Below are 16,497 nucleotides of genomic sequence, written 5' to 3' on the forward strand. Positions count from 1 at the left end.
TCCTGCCAAAGCGTGCGCGTAAGGTCCACCCGGCGTAACAGGTTCCGGTAGTGCGCCCCCTGGGAAGAGTTGTTGGTCAACTCCTCTGTGATGTTGACTCGTTCAGGTGGCGGAGCGGCCGATGTCTCGTCGCTGACCGGATGTCATCTCCGCTTCATGGGCGGACGAGAACAAGAATGTGAGCACCGGTGCGAAAGAAGCGGCCTCGGGGCAACGGCGTCACGCGCGGTGAGACTCCGGGCGGCCCCCTGAACCCTGGAGCGAACGGGACCACCGGCGTGCCCACCGGCGCCGCCGGCGCGTCTTCCGGCGTGCCCGCCGGACGCCGGGCGCGGGTGCGCAACCGGCTCGTCGTCGGCGTCGCCGTGGTGGGCGTGACCGTGGTCGCGGCCGGCGCTCCCGGCCTCCTCCTGGTCTCCGCCGACCTCAACGACGCGCAGAACCTGGTCACCCTCGCCCAGCTGAACCAGCAGGCCGTGACCCTCTCCCACTCCCTCGCGGACGAGCGCGACGAGGTCGTCGTGTTCATCGCGGCGGGGCGTGAGCCGGCGGGCGAGGGCGAGGGTGGCGACGACGGCAAGAAGACCGGGCACGAGGTCTCCGCGACCCGCAGCACCCGTGTCGACCGCCAGATCGACGAGATCCGCGCCGCCGCGACGGCCTCCCCCGGCCTCCTCCGCGATCTCGCCACCGTCCCCTCCCTCCGGCGCGCCGCCCTCACCGGCAAGGGCACGGCCCTGGAGGCGTACCGCGCGTACTCGGACGTCATCGCGAAGCTCCAGGCCCTCGCCGACGAGCTGGCCGAGAAGGCCCCGGCCGAGGCCGCCGACGGCACCCGCGCGCCCGCCGACCTCGGCCGCGCCGTCGAGCAGGCCTCCGCCACCCGCGGACTGCTGCTCGCCGCGCTCGCCGTGCCCGGCGCGCAGAGCGCGCAGCCGCAGATCGACCCGGTCACCGGTCTGGCCGTCGAACCGCCCGCCGGCGGCGACAGCAAGAAGAACGACGCGCTCCGCGACTCCCTCAGCGCGGCCGCCCAGCAGTCCCGCGTCCGGGAGCTGGGCGCCCTCGCCGACTTCGACCAGGCCGCGGGCGCCGAGGCCCGCGACTCCTTCGCGGCCACCGTCACCGGCCCGGACGTCAAGGCCGCCGACGGTTTCCTCACCCAGCTCACCGACCGGCCCGAGCTGTCCGAGTCGGAACGCCAGGCCGACCAGGAGAAGGTCGGTGCCGCGCTCTCCGCCCGGATCGACCAGATGCGCGGCGTCGAGTCCGGCCTCGGCTCCAGCCAGGTCGCCCGGCTGGAGACGCTGCGCGACGACGCTGTCACCGACCTGGAGCTGCGGGTCGCGCTCCTCGGCGGCTGTCTGCTGGTCGCCGTCGGCGTGTCCACGGCCGTCGCCCGTACGCTCACCCGGCCGCTCGCCGTCCTGCGGATCGGCGCGGCGCGGGTCGCGGGGGCGCCCGAGACCGAGGAGCCGATCAGGTTCACCGGCCGCAACGACGAGTTCGCCCAGGTCGTACGGTCCCTCAACGCGCTGCACGGGAAGGTGCTCGACCTCTCCACCCGTACGGACCAACTGGGCAGCGACCGCGACGACTTGATCGGCGCGCGCGAGAAGGTCGTCGCGCAGCGGTCCGAACTCCAGGAAGCCACGGCCGAGATCGGCGTCCAGCTCCAGCAGCTGCGCCACACCGTGCACCACACCTTCGTCAACCTGTCGCTGCGCACGCTCGGGCTGGTCGAGCGCCAACTCGCCGTCATCGAGGGCCTGGAGGAGCGGGAGCAGGAGCCGGACCGGCTCGCCACGCTCTTCAAGGTCGACCACCTGGCGACGGTCATGCGGCGGCACAGCGAGAACCTGCTGCTGCTCGCGGGGTACGAACACGCCCACGCGCCCACCGGGCCCGTGCCGCTCGTCGACGTGCTGCGTGCGGCCGTGAGCGAGATCGAGCGGTACGAGCGGGTCACGATCCAGGAGTTGCCGCAGCACATCCAGGTGGCCGGGTTCGTCGCGGACGACCTCAGCCATCTGGTGGCCGAACTGCTGGAGAACGCGGCGTCGTTCTCGCCGTCGGACGCCGAAGTGGAGCTGTCCGGGTGGCTGTTGGAGAACGGCGAGGTGATGCTCTCCGTCGAGGACCAGGGCGTCGGCCTGTCGGCGGCGCGGCTGGAGGAGCTGAACGCGCTCCTCGCCGACCCGACGGCGGAGCCGGAGGCGGGCACCGGCCAGGTGGCCGACGGCCTGGGACTGCGCGTGACCGGGCTGCTGGCCGCGCGGCATGGCGTACGGGTCGAACTGCGCGAGCACGAGCAGGGGGGCGTGGCGGCGGTCGTCGTACTGCCGCAGGCCCTGCTCCCGGCGGTGGCGGCGGAGCCGCGGGAGCCCCGGACGAAGGACAAGCCGGGGGACGAGCCGAAGGACAAGGCGCCGACCTTCCGGCTGCCGGGGTCGGTGGCGGAGTCCAACTCCAACGCGCTGCCGGGCCGTTCGGAACCGGGAGGCGATCCGGAAGCGGGACCGGAACCGGGACCGGAACCGGATCCGCTGGTGGTGGCGGCGGAACAGGCGATCCTGAAGGCGGAGGCGACCGGGTCGCTGCGCGTGGTCTCCGCCGAGACCGATGCAGGGGCGGACACCCGCGCTGGGGCCGGCCGCCGCGCGGGTACGCGGCCGGGCACCGATGCCGGGGCGGGCGACCGCGCCGGGGCCGGGGACGCCACGGTGGCGGGGGCCCGGAGCGATGCCGGCGACCGGGCCGGCGATGCGGACTTGGGCGCGGGCGCGGGCGCTGCGCGTGCCCGGGGTACCGGTACGGGTCCCGACGCGGCGGACGGCGCTGCGCGCGTCCGAGGCGCGGCCACGGGCGCGGGTCCGGACGCGGCGGGCAGCGCCCTGCCTCGGCGCGGCGGTGGGAAGTCGGCGGAGGCCGACGAGGAAGCGTTGTGGGCGGCTGCGGAGGGCCGTGGCGGGGCCACGGATCCCGTACAGGACGCGGCGGACGCCGTCGGTGTGGACGCGCCGGGGGCCCGGAGCGGGGCCGCTGCCCGCGCTCGGGACACGGACGCAGGCCTGGACACGGCTCCGGACGCGGCGGACGCTGCCGCGCGGGGGTTGGGCGTCGGTGGGGAGTCGCGCGAGGCTGCCGAGGAAGCCTTGTGGGCGGCTGCGGAGGGCCGGGGCGGGACCGGGGATCCGGTTCGGGGTGCGGCCGACGACGGCGCCCCGAGTGGGGCCGCCGCGCGCGCTCGGGACACTGATGCGGGTTCGGACGCGGCGGGCACCGCCCCGTCGCGGCGGGGCCGCGGTGGGAAGTCGGCGGACGTCGCCGAAGAAGCTTTGTGGGCGGCTGCGGAAGCCCGCGGTGGCGCGGCCGGATCCGTTCGGGACGTGGCGGACGCCGTCGCGCCGGGGCGGGACGCTGTGGACTCGGCGGACGCTGCCGAGGAGGCGCGTGGCGGCGTTGGGGGCCAGGGTCGGGACGCGGCCGGCGTCGGCGTGGACGCGGCGGATGCCGAGGAAGCGTTGTGGGCGGCTGCTGAGGCGCGGAGTGCGCGGAGTGGGGCCGCCGGGGCCGGGACCGGTCGGGACGCGGATGCCGATGAGGAGGCCCTTTGGGCCGCCGCTGAGGCGCGGAACGGCCGGGGTGGGGACGCTGGGGCCGGTCGGGACGCGGATGCCGATGAGGAGGCCCTGTGGGCTGCCGCCGAGGCGCGGAACGGCCGGAGCGGGGGCACCGGGGCCGACCGGGACGCGGACGCTGACGAGGAGGCCCTGTGGGCCGCCGCCGAGGCGCGGGGTCAGGAAGGCGGGGCCGTTGCGGGTGGCGTGCCCGTCTCCGGTGCCACCGACGCGTTGAGCGAGGCCCTCAGCCGGTTGAACACCGAGGACGCCGCCGCTGCCGCCGCCGCGGAGGAAGCCCTCTGGGCCGCCGCCGAAGCGCGGAGCGCCGCGAGCGCTCGGGCCGGCGGAGGAGTGGACGCGGCCGAGGCCGCAGCCGCAGCGCGCGGTGCGTCCGCGGGTGGTCCCGACGAGGAGCACGTCTCCGCCGCCGCCGCTCTGAGCGCCGCCGTCGACCGGCTGAACGCCGAGGACGCCGCCGCCGCGGAGGAGGCCCTGTGGGCCGCCGCCGAGGCGCGCAGCGCGGCCGGCGGTCAGGTCGGCGGCGTGGACGCGGCCGAGGCCGCCGCAGCGGCACTGCGGGCCGCCGCCACGGCGCGTGAGGCCTCGTCCGACGCTCCCGTACGAGGAGACGAGCCCGGCGCCCCCGAGGGCCCCCGTACCCGGCCCGGACGCGACGTCGCCCCCGCTCCCGTCACCCCGGGGCCGTACGCGATCGGGCCCGACGCCCATGAACGTACCCCCGACCAGGACACCTTCACGATGCGGCTGCCCCGGCAGCCGGGCGCGACTCCGCCCCGGACGGGGGACGGATCCCCCGCCCCCGCCCGGGGGGAACGCGTCACCGACAAGGGCCTGCCCAAGCGGACCCCCAAGATCGTCACGCCGGTTCCCCTCGCCCCCCAGGAGCGGACCGGGAGCATCGACGCGGAAGAGCTGCGCCGCAGGCTCGGTGGCTTCCACCAGGGGGCGAAGAACGGCCGGCGCGACGTCGAGGCCGAGCTCGCGGGGCTGACAGAGCCCGGGGAGCGGACGGCGGTACATACCGAAGAGACGGGGGAGACAGTCGAGGAGGCACGCAGTTGACTGCGACCGGCACATTCGGACTGAGCAGCGAAGCCCGTAACCTGCACTGGCTGTTGAGCAATCTGGTCGAGGAGGTACCAGGAGCGCGATCGGTCGCCGTCGTCTCGTCCGACGGACTGCTGCTCCTCTCCTCCGACCCGGAGCAGAACGCCGAGGCGGCCACCCCCGTGACCCGGGGAGGCCCGCGCGGCTCCAGCGCCGATCTGGCCACCATCGTGTCCGGCATCGGCAGCCTCACGATCGGCGCGGCCAAGCTCATGGACGGCGGCGGGGTCAAGCAGACCATGGTCGCCATGGAGGAGGGCAGTGTCTTCGTCATGGTGATCAGCGACGGCTCGCTGCTCGGGGTGCACGCCACCCCGGACTGCGACATGAGCGAGGTGGCGTACCACATGGCACTGTTCGTGGGCCGCGCCGGACACGTACTGACACCCGAAGTACGGGACGAGCTACGCAAATCGATGGAGAAGGCCGAATGACGCCCGCCGACGGTGCCACCGGTGCGACCGCCGACAGCACCGGCGGCGGCGCCGACGGCGGTACGGGCGGCGGCGCGGGCGGTACGGGTGGTACGCGCGGCGATCGCGGCCGCAGGCTGCCGGTGCGCGGATCGGACCGCAGGCCCACCCGGGTCCGGCCCTACTCGCTCACCGGCGGCCGCACCCGCTTCGGCCATGTCCTGCTCGTGGAGACCTTCGTCGCCGCGATCGAACCGGCCGAGGAACGCAAGGAGTTGACCGACGGCGGGCCGCCCGCCGGCGTGATGCCGGAGATGCTGGCGATCGTCGAGCTGTGCCGCCGTATGCGTACGGTCGCCGAGATATCGGCGCTGCTCAAGATGCCGTTGGGCGTGGTCAGGGTGCTGCTCAGCGACCTGGCCGACCAGGGAAAGATTCGTGTGTACGGGACAGGGCACGGCGACGGCCAGCCCGACAGAGCGCTGCTGGAAAGGGTGCTGAGTGGACTCCGCCGTATCTGACCTCTCCGATGTCGCCGAACAGGGGGCGACCGGAAAAGAGGCCACCGACCGGGAGGTCGAGGACAACAACAAGCCCGAGGGCGGTAATCGGCTCAAGGACGACAGCGAGCCCGGGGGCGGTGACCGGCTCAAGGACGACAGCAAGCCCGAGGGCGGCAACCAGCTCAAGGACAACAGTCAGCCCGCCACCGCCGACGCGCAGGACCTCTTCACCCGGGACCCCGGGAGGAAGAAGGCCACCCCTCCCCGGGTGGACGCGTCCGACGACGCGCCCCTCATGGTGCCCGAAGAGGACGCCAGGGCCTGGCAGTTGGACCGTACGCGTGCACCCGTCGCCACGAAGATCGTGATCGCGGGCGGGTTCGGCGTCGGGAAGACGACCTTCGTCGGGTCGGTCTCCGAGATCCCGCCGCTCCAGACCGAGGCGCTCATGACCCAGGCGGGCGCCGAGCTGGACGACGTCACGCACACGCCCGACAAGGTCACCACGACCGTGGCGATGGACTACGGGCGCATCACGCTCGACGACGACCTGGTGCTGTACCTGTTCGGTACGCCGGGCCAGCAGCGTTTCTGGTTCATGTGGGACGACCTGGTACGGGGCGCGATCGGCGCGGTCGTCCTGGCCGACACGCGGCGCCTGCCCGACTGCTTCCCGGCGCTGGACTACTTCGAGAGCTGCGGGCTGCCGTACATCGTGGCCGTCAACCACTTCGAGGGCACCCCGCCCTTCGAGCCGGAGGACGTGCGCGAGGCGCTGACCGTACCGGAGCACGTGCCGATACTGATCATGGACGCGCGGGAACGGCTCACCGCGGTCAAGTCGCTCTTCACCCTGGTGCGTCACGCGCTCGCGTCCTCACCGGAGTAACCGCCGTGCGGAGGGTGCTCATCGTCGGGGCCGGTCAGTCGGGGCTTCAACTCGCCCTCGGACTCCAGTCGCACGGCTACGAGGTCACTCTGATGTCGAACCGTACGGCGGACGAGATCAGGACCGGCCGGGTGATGTCCACCCAGTGCATGTTCCACACGGCTCTCCAGCACGAACGCGATCTCCGGCTGGACTTCTGGGCGGCGCAGGCGCCCAGGATCATGGGCCTCGGTGTCTCCCTCGCCGATCCCGCCGCGCCGGCCGAGCTGTCCCGTCCCGTGGACTGGCTCGGCCGGCTCGACGCGTTCGCCCAATCCGTGGACCAGCGCGTGAAGATGGCGGGCTGGATGGACACCTTCGCCCGGCGCGGGGGCCAGTTGGTCATCCACGGCGCGGCCGTCTCCGACCTGGACTACTTCTCGCGTACGTACGACCTCGTCCTGGTCTCGGCGGGCAAGGGCGAGATCGTCTCCATGTTCGGCCGCGACGCGGCGCGTTCGCCGTACACCAGCCCGCGCAGGGCGCTGGCCGTCGCGTACGTGCACGGACTCGGCCCGCGGCCCGAGCACCCCGACGACGACGCGGTCCGGTGCAACTTCGTGCCGGGGGTGGGGGAGTTCTTCGTGATGCCGACGTTCACCACCGGCGGGCGCGCGGACATCCTGTTCTGGGAAGGGGTGCCGGGCGGGCCGCTGGACGTGTTCGAGGGGGTACGGGACCCGGCGGACGTGCTCTCGCTCATCCTGGAGCTGATGGAGCGGTTCACGCCGTGGGAGTACGGGCGGGCGACGAAGATCGAACTGACCGACGCGAACGCGACGTTGTGCGGGCGCTACACCCCGACCGTCCGCGACCCGGTCGGCCGGCTGCCGGGCGGCGGCCTGGTCCTGGGCGTCGCGGACGTGGTCGTCGCCAACGACCCGGTGACCGGGCAGGGCTCCAACTCGGCGTCGAAGTGCGCGGCGGTGTACCTGGACGCGATCCTGGCGCACGGGGAGCGGGAGTTCGACGAGGCGTGGATGCGGGGGGCGTTCGACCGCTTCTGGGAGAGCGCGCGGCACGTCACCAAGTGGACGAACACGATGCTGGAACCGCCCCGGGACCACGTCCTGCGCCTGATCGCGGCGGGCGCGGAATATCCGGCGGTCGCGGACCGGATCGCGAACGGCTTCAACGACCCGGCGGACTTCGAGGACTTCTTCTACGAGGAGGAGAAGGCGGAGGGGTACTTGGCGGAGGTGGCGAAGGCGGACCCGTCCGGGGCGTGACCGGGCGGGGCCGGGGCTTGGGCGGACGGCTGCGGATGAGGGCGGCAACGCCCGACCAGCGGCGAGCAGGTACTCGTAGCCGCCGCGGCAGACCTCGTACCCCTTCTGCGGGACAACGCGGACAGGGCGGACCGGGACCGGAAACCGCCCGAGGAGAACATCGCCGCCCTGCGGGACGCGGGCCTGCTCCGCCTCTCGGTGCCCGCCGCCTACGGAGGTCACGCGGCCGGAACGCGTGCGCTGCTGGCGGTCCTGGAGGAACTGGGCCGGGGCTGCGGCTCGACGGCCTGGGTGCTGTCCATCTACTACAGCGGCGGCGTTTTCGCGGGTCTGCTGGGCGATCCGGTACGGCGGCGGATCTGGGCCGGGAATCCTGACGCGACGCTCTGCGGGGTGATCGGGGTGCCCGTGCCCGTCCGGACGGTGGACGGCGGCCTTGTCCTGGACGGCCAGTGGGGCTGGGCCTCGGATCTGCATCACGCGGACTGGATTGGTCTCGACGTCCTGACCGAGCGGGGAGGCGTTCCGGAGCGGGGTGTGGCGCTGATGACGACGGCGGAGCTGTCCACGGGGGACACCTGGCACATGACCGGTTATGCGGGGCACCGGCGGCGACAATGTGGTGGCGGAGGACGTATTCGTACCGGAGGAACGGTTCCTGTCCTTCGCCAGGTCGGCAACCGGCGCCTATCGGCGGGGCGCGGTGAGGGGGGCTCGGTTGGGCATGGGCAGGGCGGTGTACGAGCAGATCGTGGAGAAGCTGAGGGCCGGCCGACCCGTGGTGTCGGCCGCGACCCCGCATGCGCGGGCCGTCGACGCCCCGGGCGTGCAGGCGAATGTCGCGGACGCGGCGACGCTCGTCGACAGCGCGCTGCTCCAGGCGGGGCGCGCCGCCGACGACATCGACCGGGCCGCGCGGACCGGAGTGGCGCTGACTCCGGTGGTCCAGGCGCGCCTTCGGGTGGACATCGGGTTCGCGGCACGGCAGATCCGCCAGGCGGTGGACCTGCTGCTGGACGTGGGCGGGGCGAGCCGCTTCGACCTGTCGAGTCCGGTGCAGCGGATCTGGCGGGACCTCGGGACCTCGGGACCTCGGGACGTCGGGACCTCGGGACCTCGGGACGGCGTCGCGGCACCCGGCGTTCACGACGGAGATCAACCGGGAGCGGTACAGCCGTCTGCTGCTCAGCCTCGACTGATCCCGTGTGTCGGCGCCTCAGGCGTGTGGAGTGGCGATCGCGTCGTTGCCGAGGTGGGAAGGGGCCGGGTCGGTGTCCGGCGGGAGTACGGGTGGCTTGTACGACGGCATGGGGTCGGCCCCGGGATCCGGGCGTACGGCGCCGAGCAGCGGGTTCGCCGCGATGGGGGACACCTTGACGCGGGCGCCGGGGCGGGGGGCCTGGATGACCATGCCGTCGCCGAGGTAGATCGCCACGTGGGTGGCCTTGGGGAAGTAGACGACCAGGTCACCGGGGCGCAGCCGGTCCAGCGGCACGCGGGGGAGGTCGCGCCACTGCTGCTGGCTGGTGCGCGGGACGGTGACCCCGGCGCGCGCCCAGGCCTCGGAGGTCAGCCCGGAACAGTCGAAGGACGCCGGTCCCTCGGCACCCCACTGGTACGGCCTCCCGATCTGCGCGGCGGCGTACGCGACCGCGTCACGACCTCGAACGGAGGGAGCGGATCGCGCGACCCGCACGACTCCGCCACGCACCCCGGCCCCCACCTGACCGCCCGCCCTGCCCGAGCCGCCCGCCGGGCTCGGCCCGTCGGCTCGCGGAGGGCGGTACGACCGCGCCGGGTCGGCCGAGGCGGTGGGTCCGAACGGCCGGCGTGGGCCGTTGGGTCCGGCCGGGCGACGACTTGGCCTGTTGGCTCCGGCAGGGCGGTACGACTGCGTCGAGTCGGCCGATCCGATGGGTCCGACCCGTCGGCTTGGGCCGTCGGGTCCGGCCGGGCGATACGACCCGCCGGGACCAACCACACGCCTCGGGACCGAGGTTGCTGCCGCGCCGCCCGATTCTGCCGGGCCGGCGGGCCACGCCGGGCCGGGCACGCCTGCCGGGTCGGCCAGTCTCGTTGAGTCGACCGCTTCTGCGGAGCCGAGCCACCGAGGACCGTTCGGGCCTGCTGACCAGTGGGGCCCTTGCGCTCCGTTCGAAGCGTCTTCCGTCCCCGAGTCCGCCGGGTCGGTCTCCGGGCTTGTGCTCGGTACGTCTCCGAGGGCGCCCGAGGTGATCAGTTCCCGTTGGGCCTTGTCCGTGGCGGCCTTTTCCAGGGCGGCCAGCGCCGCGAGTTGGGCGGGGGTGAGGGAGGCGAGCAGCTTCTCGACCTCGCCGAGCCGGGCCCGTACGGTGTCGCGCTGCTTCTTCTGCCGTGCGGCGAGCACCTGTTGGCGGCGGAGGGCCCGGCGCGCGGCGTCCGCCAGGGCGTTCGCTCGCCGCTCGCCGCCGGTCAGCCGCGCGAGGGTCTCGGCGCGGCCGCGCGCGGCGCGTTTCATGAGGTGGCCCTCGTTCAGGGCGGATTGGGGGTCGCGGGCGAGGAGGAACCGCGCGTAGCCGGAGAGCCCGGACCGGCCCTGGTACTGCTCACGGGCCAGCCGGCCGGCGTCGTCGCGGCTGAGGGCGAGCGCGGTACGGGCCCGGTCGAGCCCGCTGGTGAGGCGCCGGGCCTCGGCGCGCAGCCGCGCCAGCTCCACGTCGGTGGCATTGAAGGCCTCACCGGCCTCCTCAGTCTCCTGGTACAGCCGCTGAAGCTTGATGAGCATCCCGGCGATACCACCGGGGCCGGCGGCGCCGGGGCCGGGCGCGCCCGGAGACGTTCCGCCGGGACCGCCGCCCGCGTCCCCCGGGCGGCCTTCCGATGCGATCGGGCCGCCCGGGGCGGATTCCGCCGGGCCCGGGCCCACCGGGGCGGACTCGCCCCGCCCCGGGCCCACTGGCGCCGACCCACCCGGAGCCCGGCCCCGCGTGCCGGAGGCACCTGGGCCCATCGGGCTGGCCGCAGGCGCGCCAGGCGTGCCCTGCCCCACCAGGACCGACCTACCCAGCCCGCGTCCCTGCGGGTTTGACTCACTCCGGCTGGCCCTACGTGGGCTGGACTCCACCGTCCCCTGGTCCACTGGGCCGAACGCACGCGCGCCCTGGATGCGCGAGCCCAACCCACCCGGTCCCCGGCCCTGCGGGCCCGACCCGCTCCGGGTGTACTTGCTGGGGTTGGACACACGCCGGCGGGCCGTGCTCGGGCCCGACGCATCCGGGCCCAGGCCTACTGGGTCGGACGCATCCGGGCCGTGGCCTACCAGGCCCGACGCACCCGGGCTCCGGCCCTGCGGGCCCGACGCACTCCGGGTGGACTTGCTGGGGTTGGACACACGCCGGCGGGCCGTGCTCGGGCCCGACGCATCCGGGCCCAGGTCTACCGGGTCGGACGCATCCGGGCCGTGGCCTACCAGGCCCGACGCACCCGGGCTCCGGCCCTGCGGGCCCGACGCACTCCGGGTGGACTTGCTCGGGCTGTGAGCCCGCGTGCCTGGGCTCACAAGGTTGGACGCATCCGGTCCTCGGCCCTGCGGGCCTGACCCGCTCTGGGGGGACTTGCTCGGGCTGGGCGCCCGCGTGCGTGGGCCCGGCGGGCTGGACGTATCCGGGCCCCGGCCTGCCGGGCCGGACGCGTCCGGGTCCTGGCCCCGCGGGCCCGACTCACTCCGGCTGGGCGCCCGCGTGCCCGGGCTCACGGGGTTGGACGCATTCGGGTCCTGGCCTGCCGGGCCGGACGTATCCGGGCCTCGGCCTGTCGGGCCGGACGTACTTGGGCCTCGGCCCTGCGGGCCTGACCCGCTCTGGGGGGACTTGCTCGGGTTGGACCCCCGGGTGCCCCGGCCCACCGGGCCCGACGCATCCGCGCCTGGGCCCACCGAGCCGGACGCATCCGCGCCTGGGCCCACCGAGCCGGACGCATCCGGGCCCCGGCCCACCGGGCCCGACGCATCCGGGCCTGGGCCCACCGGGCCCGACGCATCCGCGCCCCGGCCCACCGGGCTCGACGCGCCCGGGTCTCGGCCCACCGGCCCCCACTCCCCCCGGCTGGACTCCGCCGCGCCCCACCCGGCGAGTCCCAGGATCGTCGTCGTGGGGGACAGCGGGACCATCGTGAGAGCCGTGGCGGTGATCAGCGCCGTGGTGCAGACGGATCGCAGCGTTTTTGCTGACACTCCCTCACCTCCCTTTGCGGATGCGGATCGTCCGGTACCCGACGATGATGGGGGGAGGGAGCGGTGCTACTGGTGTGGCTATCGCACCATTGGGCGGTTCGGCGCAAGAACATCACCCTGGGCGGGACAATCCGGCGCCCCCGGCGCCCCCGCGCCCCCGGCGCGCCGTCCCCCGTCAGTCGGTGCGGTTCGGTTTCGACCAGGGCCAGCGCGGGCGGCCGCCTTCGCCGGGGGCGCGGCCCTCGGGGGCGTACACGTACTTCCAGCCCCGCTGGATCCCGAGCCGCTTCGTGTGGCCGGCCGGTTCGCGGCGGTACGTCAGGACCGTGGGCGGGCCCCCCTCCGCGTCCGGGACCGGGACCTCGTACCACTTGGGCGGGTTGCCCGCCGGTCCGGTCAGGATCGGCAGGACGCGCCCGTCCAGCGGGCCGCCCGTGAAGGGGGTGTCTTCGGTTCTCACCCTCCTATCCTCGCGCAGGCCGGGCGTCACCTCGCGGACGCGCCCCCGTCAGGCCAGCAGGCCCGACGCCTTCCACATCCTGCGGCCCGCCCCGCGCAGCACCCCGATGTCGTCCAGGAAGTCCGTCAGCCGCCGCGCCCCCGACTGCATCACCTCCCGCCGGTGGCCGCTCAGGCGGACCTGGGTGACGGCCTCCCGCCGGTCGAGTCCGACGTGGTCGTACACGCTCGGATTGACGAAGCAGACCGAGAAGACACGCGCGGCCTGGCCGCAGCTGAGGCGGGTGAGCTCCTGCTCCCACCGGGGCGCCGTCACCATCTGGCGCCTCAACTCCTCGCGCGCGTAACGGACATGCCGCGCCTCCTCCACCACATGGATGCGCGTCACGCCCCGTACCAGCGGCTGGACCCGCTCGTCGGGGAACGTCAACCTCTGCATCCAGTCCAGGATCTCCTCGCCGAGCAGCGTCGCGGCGAAGGAACCGGGTGTCGTGGACACCGTCTTCAGGACGCGCGCCATGTTGTGGTAGATCCTCGGCACCGGGTACGACGGCGTGCCGCCCTTGTCGATCATCTTCGCGAACATCATCGAGTGCCGGCACTCGTCCGCTATCTCCGTGAGGGCGTACCGGACGTGGTTGCTGGTCACGGGCTTGTCGTAGATGTGCCGGACCAGCAGCTGCATGAGGATGATCTCGAACCAGATGCCGAGCGAGGCGAGCGAGGCCGCCTCGTGCCTCGCCAGGTCCATCCGCTGCTCCTCGGACATCCTCCGCCAGAGCGGGGTGTCGTAGAGGGAGACCAGCTCCGGCGGCCAGAACCACTTGCCGCTCTCGGCCGGCGCGTCCCAGTCCAACTCCTCGTCGGGGTCGAACGAGTGCTTGGCGGACGCTTCGAGGAGCCGCGCGGCGACCTGCTCCCGGTCCCTGAGCGGGCCGAGCGCGTCACGGAGGATCTCCACGTCCCGCTCGGTGGCGGGAGCGGACGACGGGGAGGGGACGGGCGTCGGAACAGTGGCTCGGGGCATGGGCGGGAGCACCTCATCGCTGGGTTACCGGCGGTCACTCCTTATGAGACTACTTGTCAGTAGGGGCGTCAATCCCCCGGTGACGCCGGTTCCGGGCCGAGTTGGGGCGTCAGGCCGCGTCCTCCCCCGGGAGCAGCGCCGCTGCCAGCGCCACCTCCGTGCCCGCCAGTCCCACCGAGCAGAACACCGTGATCTGTCCGGGAGCGGTACGGCACGGCGCCGCGCCCGCCAGTACGGCCCCCAGCTCCACCATGCGCTCGGGCGCGAAGAGGTGGGGCTCGGTGTAACCGGCCGCCTGGGCACGGGAGTCGGTGAAGACCACGTCGGCCCGGGACACCAGCGCGGCGGGCACCTCGTGCCCGGAGGCGGTCTTGGGGCCGAGCGTGCTGACGTGTGTCCCCGGGGCGATCCAGTCCGTGTCCAGGACGGGGGTGGTGCTGTTGGTGGCCACGATCACCACGTCCCGTTCCCGTACGGCGTCCTCCACCGCGCCCACCGCCCTGACGCGGACGCCCAGTTCGTCCGCCGCGCGGCGCGCGAAGGCGGCGGTGCGCTCCGCGCTGCGGGCCGCCACCACGACGTCCTCCAGCGGCCGGACCGCGCCGAGCGCCCAGAGCTGCGTCCACGCCTGCCGGCCCGCCCCGACGATCCCCAGCCGGACGGGCCCCGGGTTGGCCGCCGCGTCCACGGCCAGCGCCCCGATGGCGCCGGTCCGCCGGGGCCCCAGCTCCGAGCCGTGCACCAGCGCCCTCAACCGGCCGTCGGCGCCGTCCCACACGGCCACGAGCTGCTCGGCGCCGACGACGGTGTCGTACGCCCGGAAGCCGTACAGCCCTCCCGTACCCGTACCCGTACCCGTACCCGTGCCTGAGCGGAGGCGTCCGGCCGTGACGACCAGCCCGGCCCCGTCGCCGAGGTCGGCGTTCAGGCGCGGGGGCGCGTGCAGGGCGCCGGAGTGGTGGGCGAGGAGAGCGGCCCGTACGGCACCCACGGCCGTGGCCGCGTCGAGGGCGCGCACGTCCTCGTCGTCGAAGAGGAGCGGGGACGCGGGACGGGAGGACACGGGATCCGGGGACATGGAAGGGGCACGCACCTTTCACGGCCGGGCACCTGGGGCAGGCACCACCGATCGCCGCTGATCGGCCTGGGGTGATCAGCCAGTGCTCATCAGCATGGCATGGGCCACTGACAAAACGGTCACCGCCCAAACGGCTGCCGCCAAAACGGATGTACGCCCGGACCGGGAACACGAACGATGGACCGACGCCGACCCGGCCCGGGGGTACGGGCACGGCACGCACCTCCTCCGCCACTTCCCCCGCTCCCGGCGCCTCCCCGCTCCCGCCGTTCCCCCCGATCCCGCCCCCCGCCGCTGTCAGCCCTGGTCGTTCCCGGTCGGCGGCGGGAAGCTGTCCCTCAGCGTGAAGGTGTACGCGGCCGGGCCGTTCTCCCGCAGGTGGCGCAGGTGCCGTTCCGCCTCCGCCACCGTCGGGCGGTGGCCCGCCGGCACCCACCACAGGGCCGTCATCGCCTCCTCCACGCGCTCGAACCACTCTCTTCGCCGAGTGAGCAGTTCGCGGTGCTGCCCCTGGTACATGAAGGCCTTCAGGGAGTCCGGGTCCCGCCACACCGACATGTTCACGATCAGCCACTCGTCGCCGAAGACGGGGACGTCCGTGGCGTTGCCGCTGTCGCTCTGCAACCTCCACACAAAGCCGTCGGACTCGTCGGCCACGGCGTTCACCGGGTCCAGCGCGTCGACGAAGTCCTTCAACTCAACGGAATCCAAGGGGTACTTGAGGCGGGCTATGTTCACCTGGGCAAGCTCGTACGTGGTCATGGCCGCACCCTAATCGTGTGGTTCTCGGCCGCGACGGCCATTTTCACCAGCCGGACGTCCGCTCCCCGCCGCGCCACCAGTTGCAGTCCGACGGGGCAGCCGTCGGCGGTGAAGCCGGCCGGGACGCTCGCCGCGGGATGGCCACTCAGGTTGAACGCCCACGTCAGCGCGGTGGAGTAGACCTCGCCGGGGCCTTCGTGCCCGTGCGGCCTGTTGGGCGTGACGGGGGTCAGCAGCAGCTCCGTCCCGGCGAAGAGGCGGTCGAGCCGCCGGTTGTTCTCGGCCCGGACGCGCGCCGCGTCGCCCGCTACCCCTGTGTCGGTCGCCGCGCCCCGTACCCCCAACTCCCCTGTGCCCGTTGCCCCGCCCCGTACCGCCAACCACGTCTCGCGCGGGTCCAGCAGCGTGAACGGCGGCCGCCGAAGCGGCAGTTGTACGACTCCGGCCGCCACCAGCCGGTCCACCGCCGCCCGTACGACCGCCGCCACCTCGGGATCCGTCCGGGCGAAGCCCAGGTCCGCCGAGTAGACGGCGGGCAGGGGCAGTTGAAGCGGCGCGGGGTTCCGTACCTCCGCCCGGGCGTCCAGCACGCAGTCCAGATACGCCCGCGCCTCCGCCGCCGAGCGGGTCAGTACCCCGGCCGACGCCAGGCCCGTCCGGTCGGGCGACGGCAGCAGGCCGTTGGTGGTCTTGAGGCCGAACACCCCGCACCAGGCCGCCGGGATCCGGACCGAGCCCGCTCCGTCGCTGCCCGTCGCCAGCGGCACCATGCCCGCCGCGACCGCCACCGCCGAACCGGCCGAGGACCCGCCGGGGGTGCGGTCGGCGCGGTAGGGGTTGACCGTACGGCCGTGCCGGCCCTGGCCCCAGGTCTGCCAGTACGTACCGGGGCCCGGCACGGCCGTCGAGCCGACCGGCACGGCACCGGCCGCGATCAGGCGTTCCGCCGCGTACGAACGGATCCCCGTCGGGCCCTTCACGGCGAACGGCAGTCCCGCGAGGGGCAGTCGGCGGTCCACCGTCCTCGCCCGCTCGCGGGCCTCCTCATCCCACACCTCGGCAAACGCGCACAGCTCGGGGTCCAGCCGCCCGATCCGCGCCAACGCTTCCTCGACCCGTTCGGTCACCGGCCCCCCC

At 74.0% G+C, this 16,497-nt stretch carries 11 protein-coding genes and 2 pseudogenes; 7 read left to right on the top strand and 6 right to left on the bottom strand.

All coding sequences use genetic code 11. The annotated features are described in order from the left end of the window. Positions 1-188: 188 nt before the first annotated feature. The 7 genes and pseudogenes from ACIODU_RS07805 to ACIODU_RS07835 all read left to right on the top strand — a co-directional run. Positions 189-4,706 carry a nitrate- and nitrite sensing domain-containing protein gene (locus tag ACIODU_RS07805; protein WP_401765163.1) on the top strand — a complete coding sequence of 1,506 codons (4,518 nt, stop codon included), beginning with the start codon at positions 189-191 and terminating at the stop codon, positions 4,704-4,706. Then, the gene (locus ACIODU_RS07810; RefSeq protein WP_356426619.1) at positions 4,703-5,185 is read left to right on the top strand and encodes a roadblock/LC7 domain-containing protein; all 483 of its coding nucleotides are present in this window, start codon (positions 4,703-4,705) and stop codon (positions 5,183-5,185) included. Before ACIODU_RS07805 ends, ACIODU_RS07810 begins: the two co-directional genes overlap by 4 nt. Continuing rightward, on the top strand, positions 5,182-5,685 hold the full coding sequence (locus ACIODU_RS07815; RefSeq protein WP_401765166.1) for a DUF742 domain-containing protein: 504 nt from the start codon (positions 5,182-5,184) through the stop codon (positions 5,683-5,685). Before ACIODU_RS07810 ends, ACIODU_RS07815 begins: the two co-directional genes overlap by 4 nt. A 277-nt stretch (positions 5,686-5,962) precedes the next feature. Continuing rightward, a complete protein-coding gene (locus ACIODU_RS07820) occupies positions 5,963-6,556 on the top strand; it encodes an ATP/GTP-binding protein (protein ID WP_327238532.1) in 594 nt (197 codons plus the stop codon). Positions 6,557-6,561: 5 nt separating this feature from the next. Then, positions 6,562-7,824 carry a styrene monooxygenase/indole monooxygenase family protein gene (locus tag ACIODU_RS07825; RefSeq protein WP_356426614.1) on the top strand — a complete coding sequence of 421 codons (1,263 nt, stop codon included), beginning with the start codon at positions 6,562-6,564 and terminating at the stop codon, positions 7,822-7,824. Between the two features lie 105 nt (positions 7,825-7,929). Then, positions 7,930-8,118, top strand: a pseudogene (locus ACIODU_RS07830) (acyl-CoA dehydrogenase family protein); the annotation flags it as partial. A gap of 430 nt (positions 8,119-8,548) precedes the next feature. After that, a pseudogene (locus ACIODU_RS07835) lies at positions 8,549-8,848 on the top strand (indole oxygenase); the annotation flags it as partial. A 192-nt stretch (positions 8,849-9,040) separates the two neighbouring features. Here ACIODU_RS07835 and ACIODU_RS07840 read toward each other — a convergent pair. From ACIODU_RS07840 to ACIODU_RS07865, 6 genes are all read right to left on the bottom strand, one after another. Continuing rightward, positions 9,041-10,588 (bottom strand): NlpC/P60 family protein, encoded by a 1,548-nt coding sequence (locus ACIODU_RS07840; RefSeq protein WP_401765170.1) that lies wholly within the window; start codon positions 10,586-10,588, stop codon positions 9,041-9,043. 1,621 nt (positions 10,589-12,209) lie between these two features. Beyond that, positions 12,210-12,494, bottom strand: a complete 285-nt coding sequence (locus ACIODU_RS07845; protein WP_401765172.1) for a hypothetical protein — start codon at positions 12,492-12,494, stop codon at positions 12,210-12,212. A 48-nt stretch (positions 12,495-12,542) separates the two neighbouring features. After that, entirely contained in the window at positions 12,543-13,520 is a 978-nt protein-coding gene (locus ACIODU_RS07850) for a diiron oxygenase (protein WP_401765175.1), read from the bottom strand. 109 nt (positions 13,521-13,629) lie between these two features. Then, entirely contained in the window at positions 13,630-14,598 is a 969-nt protein-coding gene (locus ACIODU_RS07855; RefSeq protein WP_401765178.1) for an ornithine cyclodeaminase family protein, read from the bottom strand. A 297-nt stretch (positions 14,599-14,895) separates the two neighbouring features. Next, positions 14,896-15,360, bottom strand: coding sequence for a DUF3291 domain-containing protein (locus tag ACIODU_RS07860; RefSeq protein ID WP_356426604.1), 465 nt, complete (start codon positions 15,358-15,360; stop codon positions 14,896-14,898). Then, on the bottom strand, positions 15,357-16,487 hold the full coding sequence (locus ACIODU_RS07865; RefSeq protein WP_401765180.1) for an amidase: 1,131 nt from the start codon (positions 16,485-16,487) through the stop codon (positions 15,357-15,359). Before ACIODU_RS07865 ends, ACIODU_RS07860 begins: the two co-directional genes overlap by 4 nt. Positions 16,488-16,497 lie beyond the last annotated feature (10 nt).

The organism is Streptomyces sp. NPDC088261, assembly GCF_044740805.1.
Classification (GTDB): domain Bacteria; phylum Actinomycetota; class Actinomycetes; order Streptomycetales; family Streptomycetaceae; genus Streptomyces.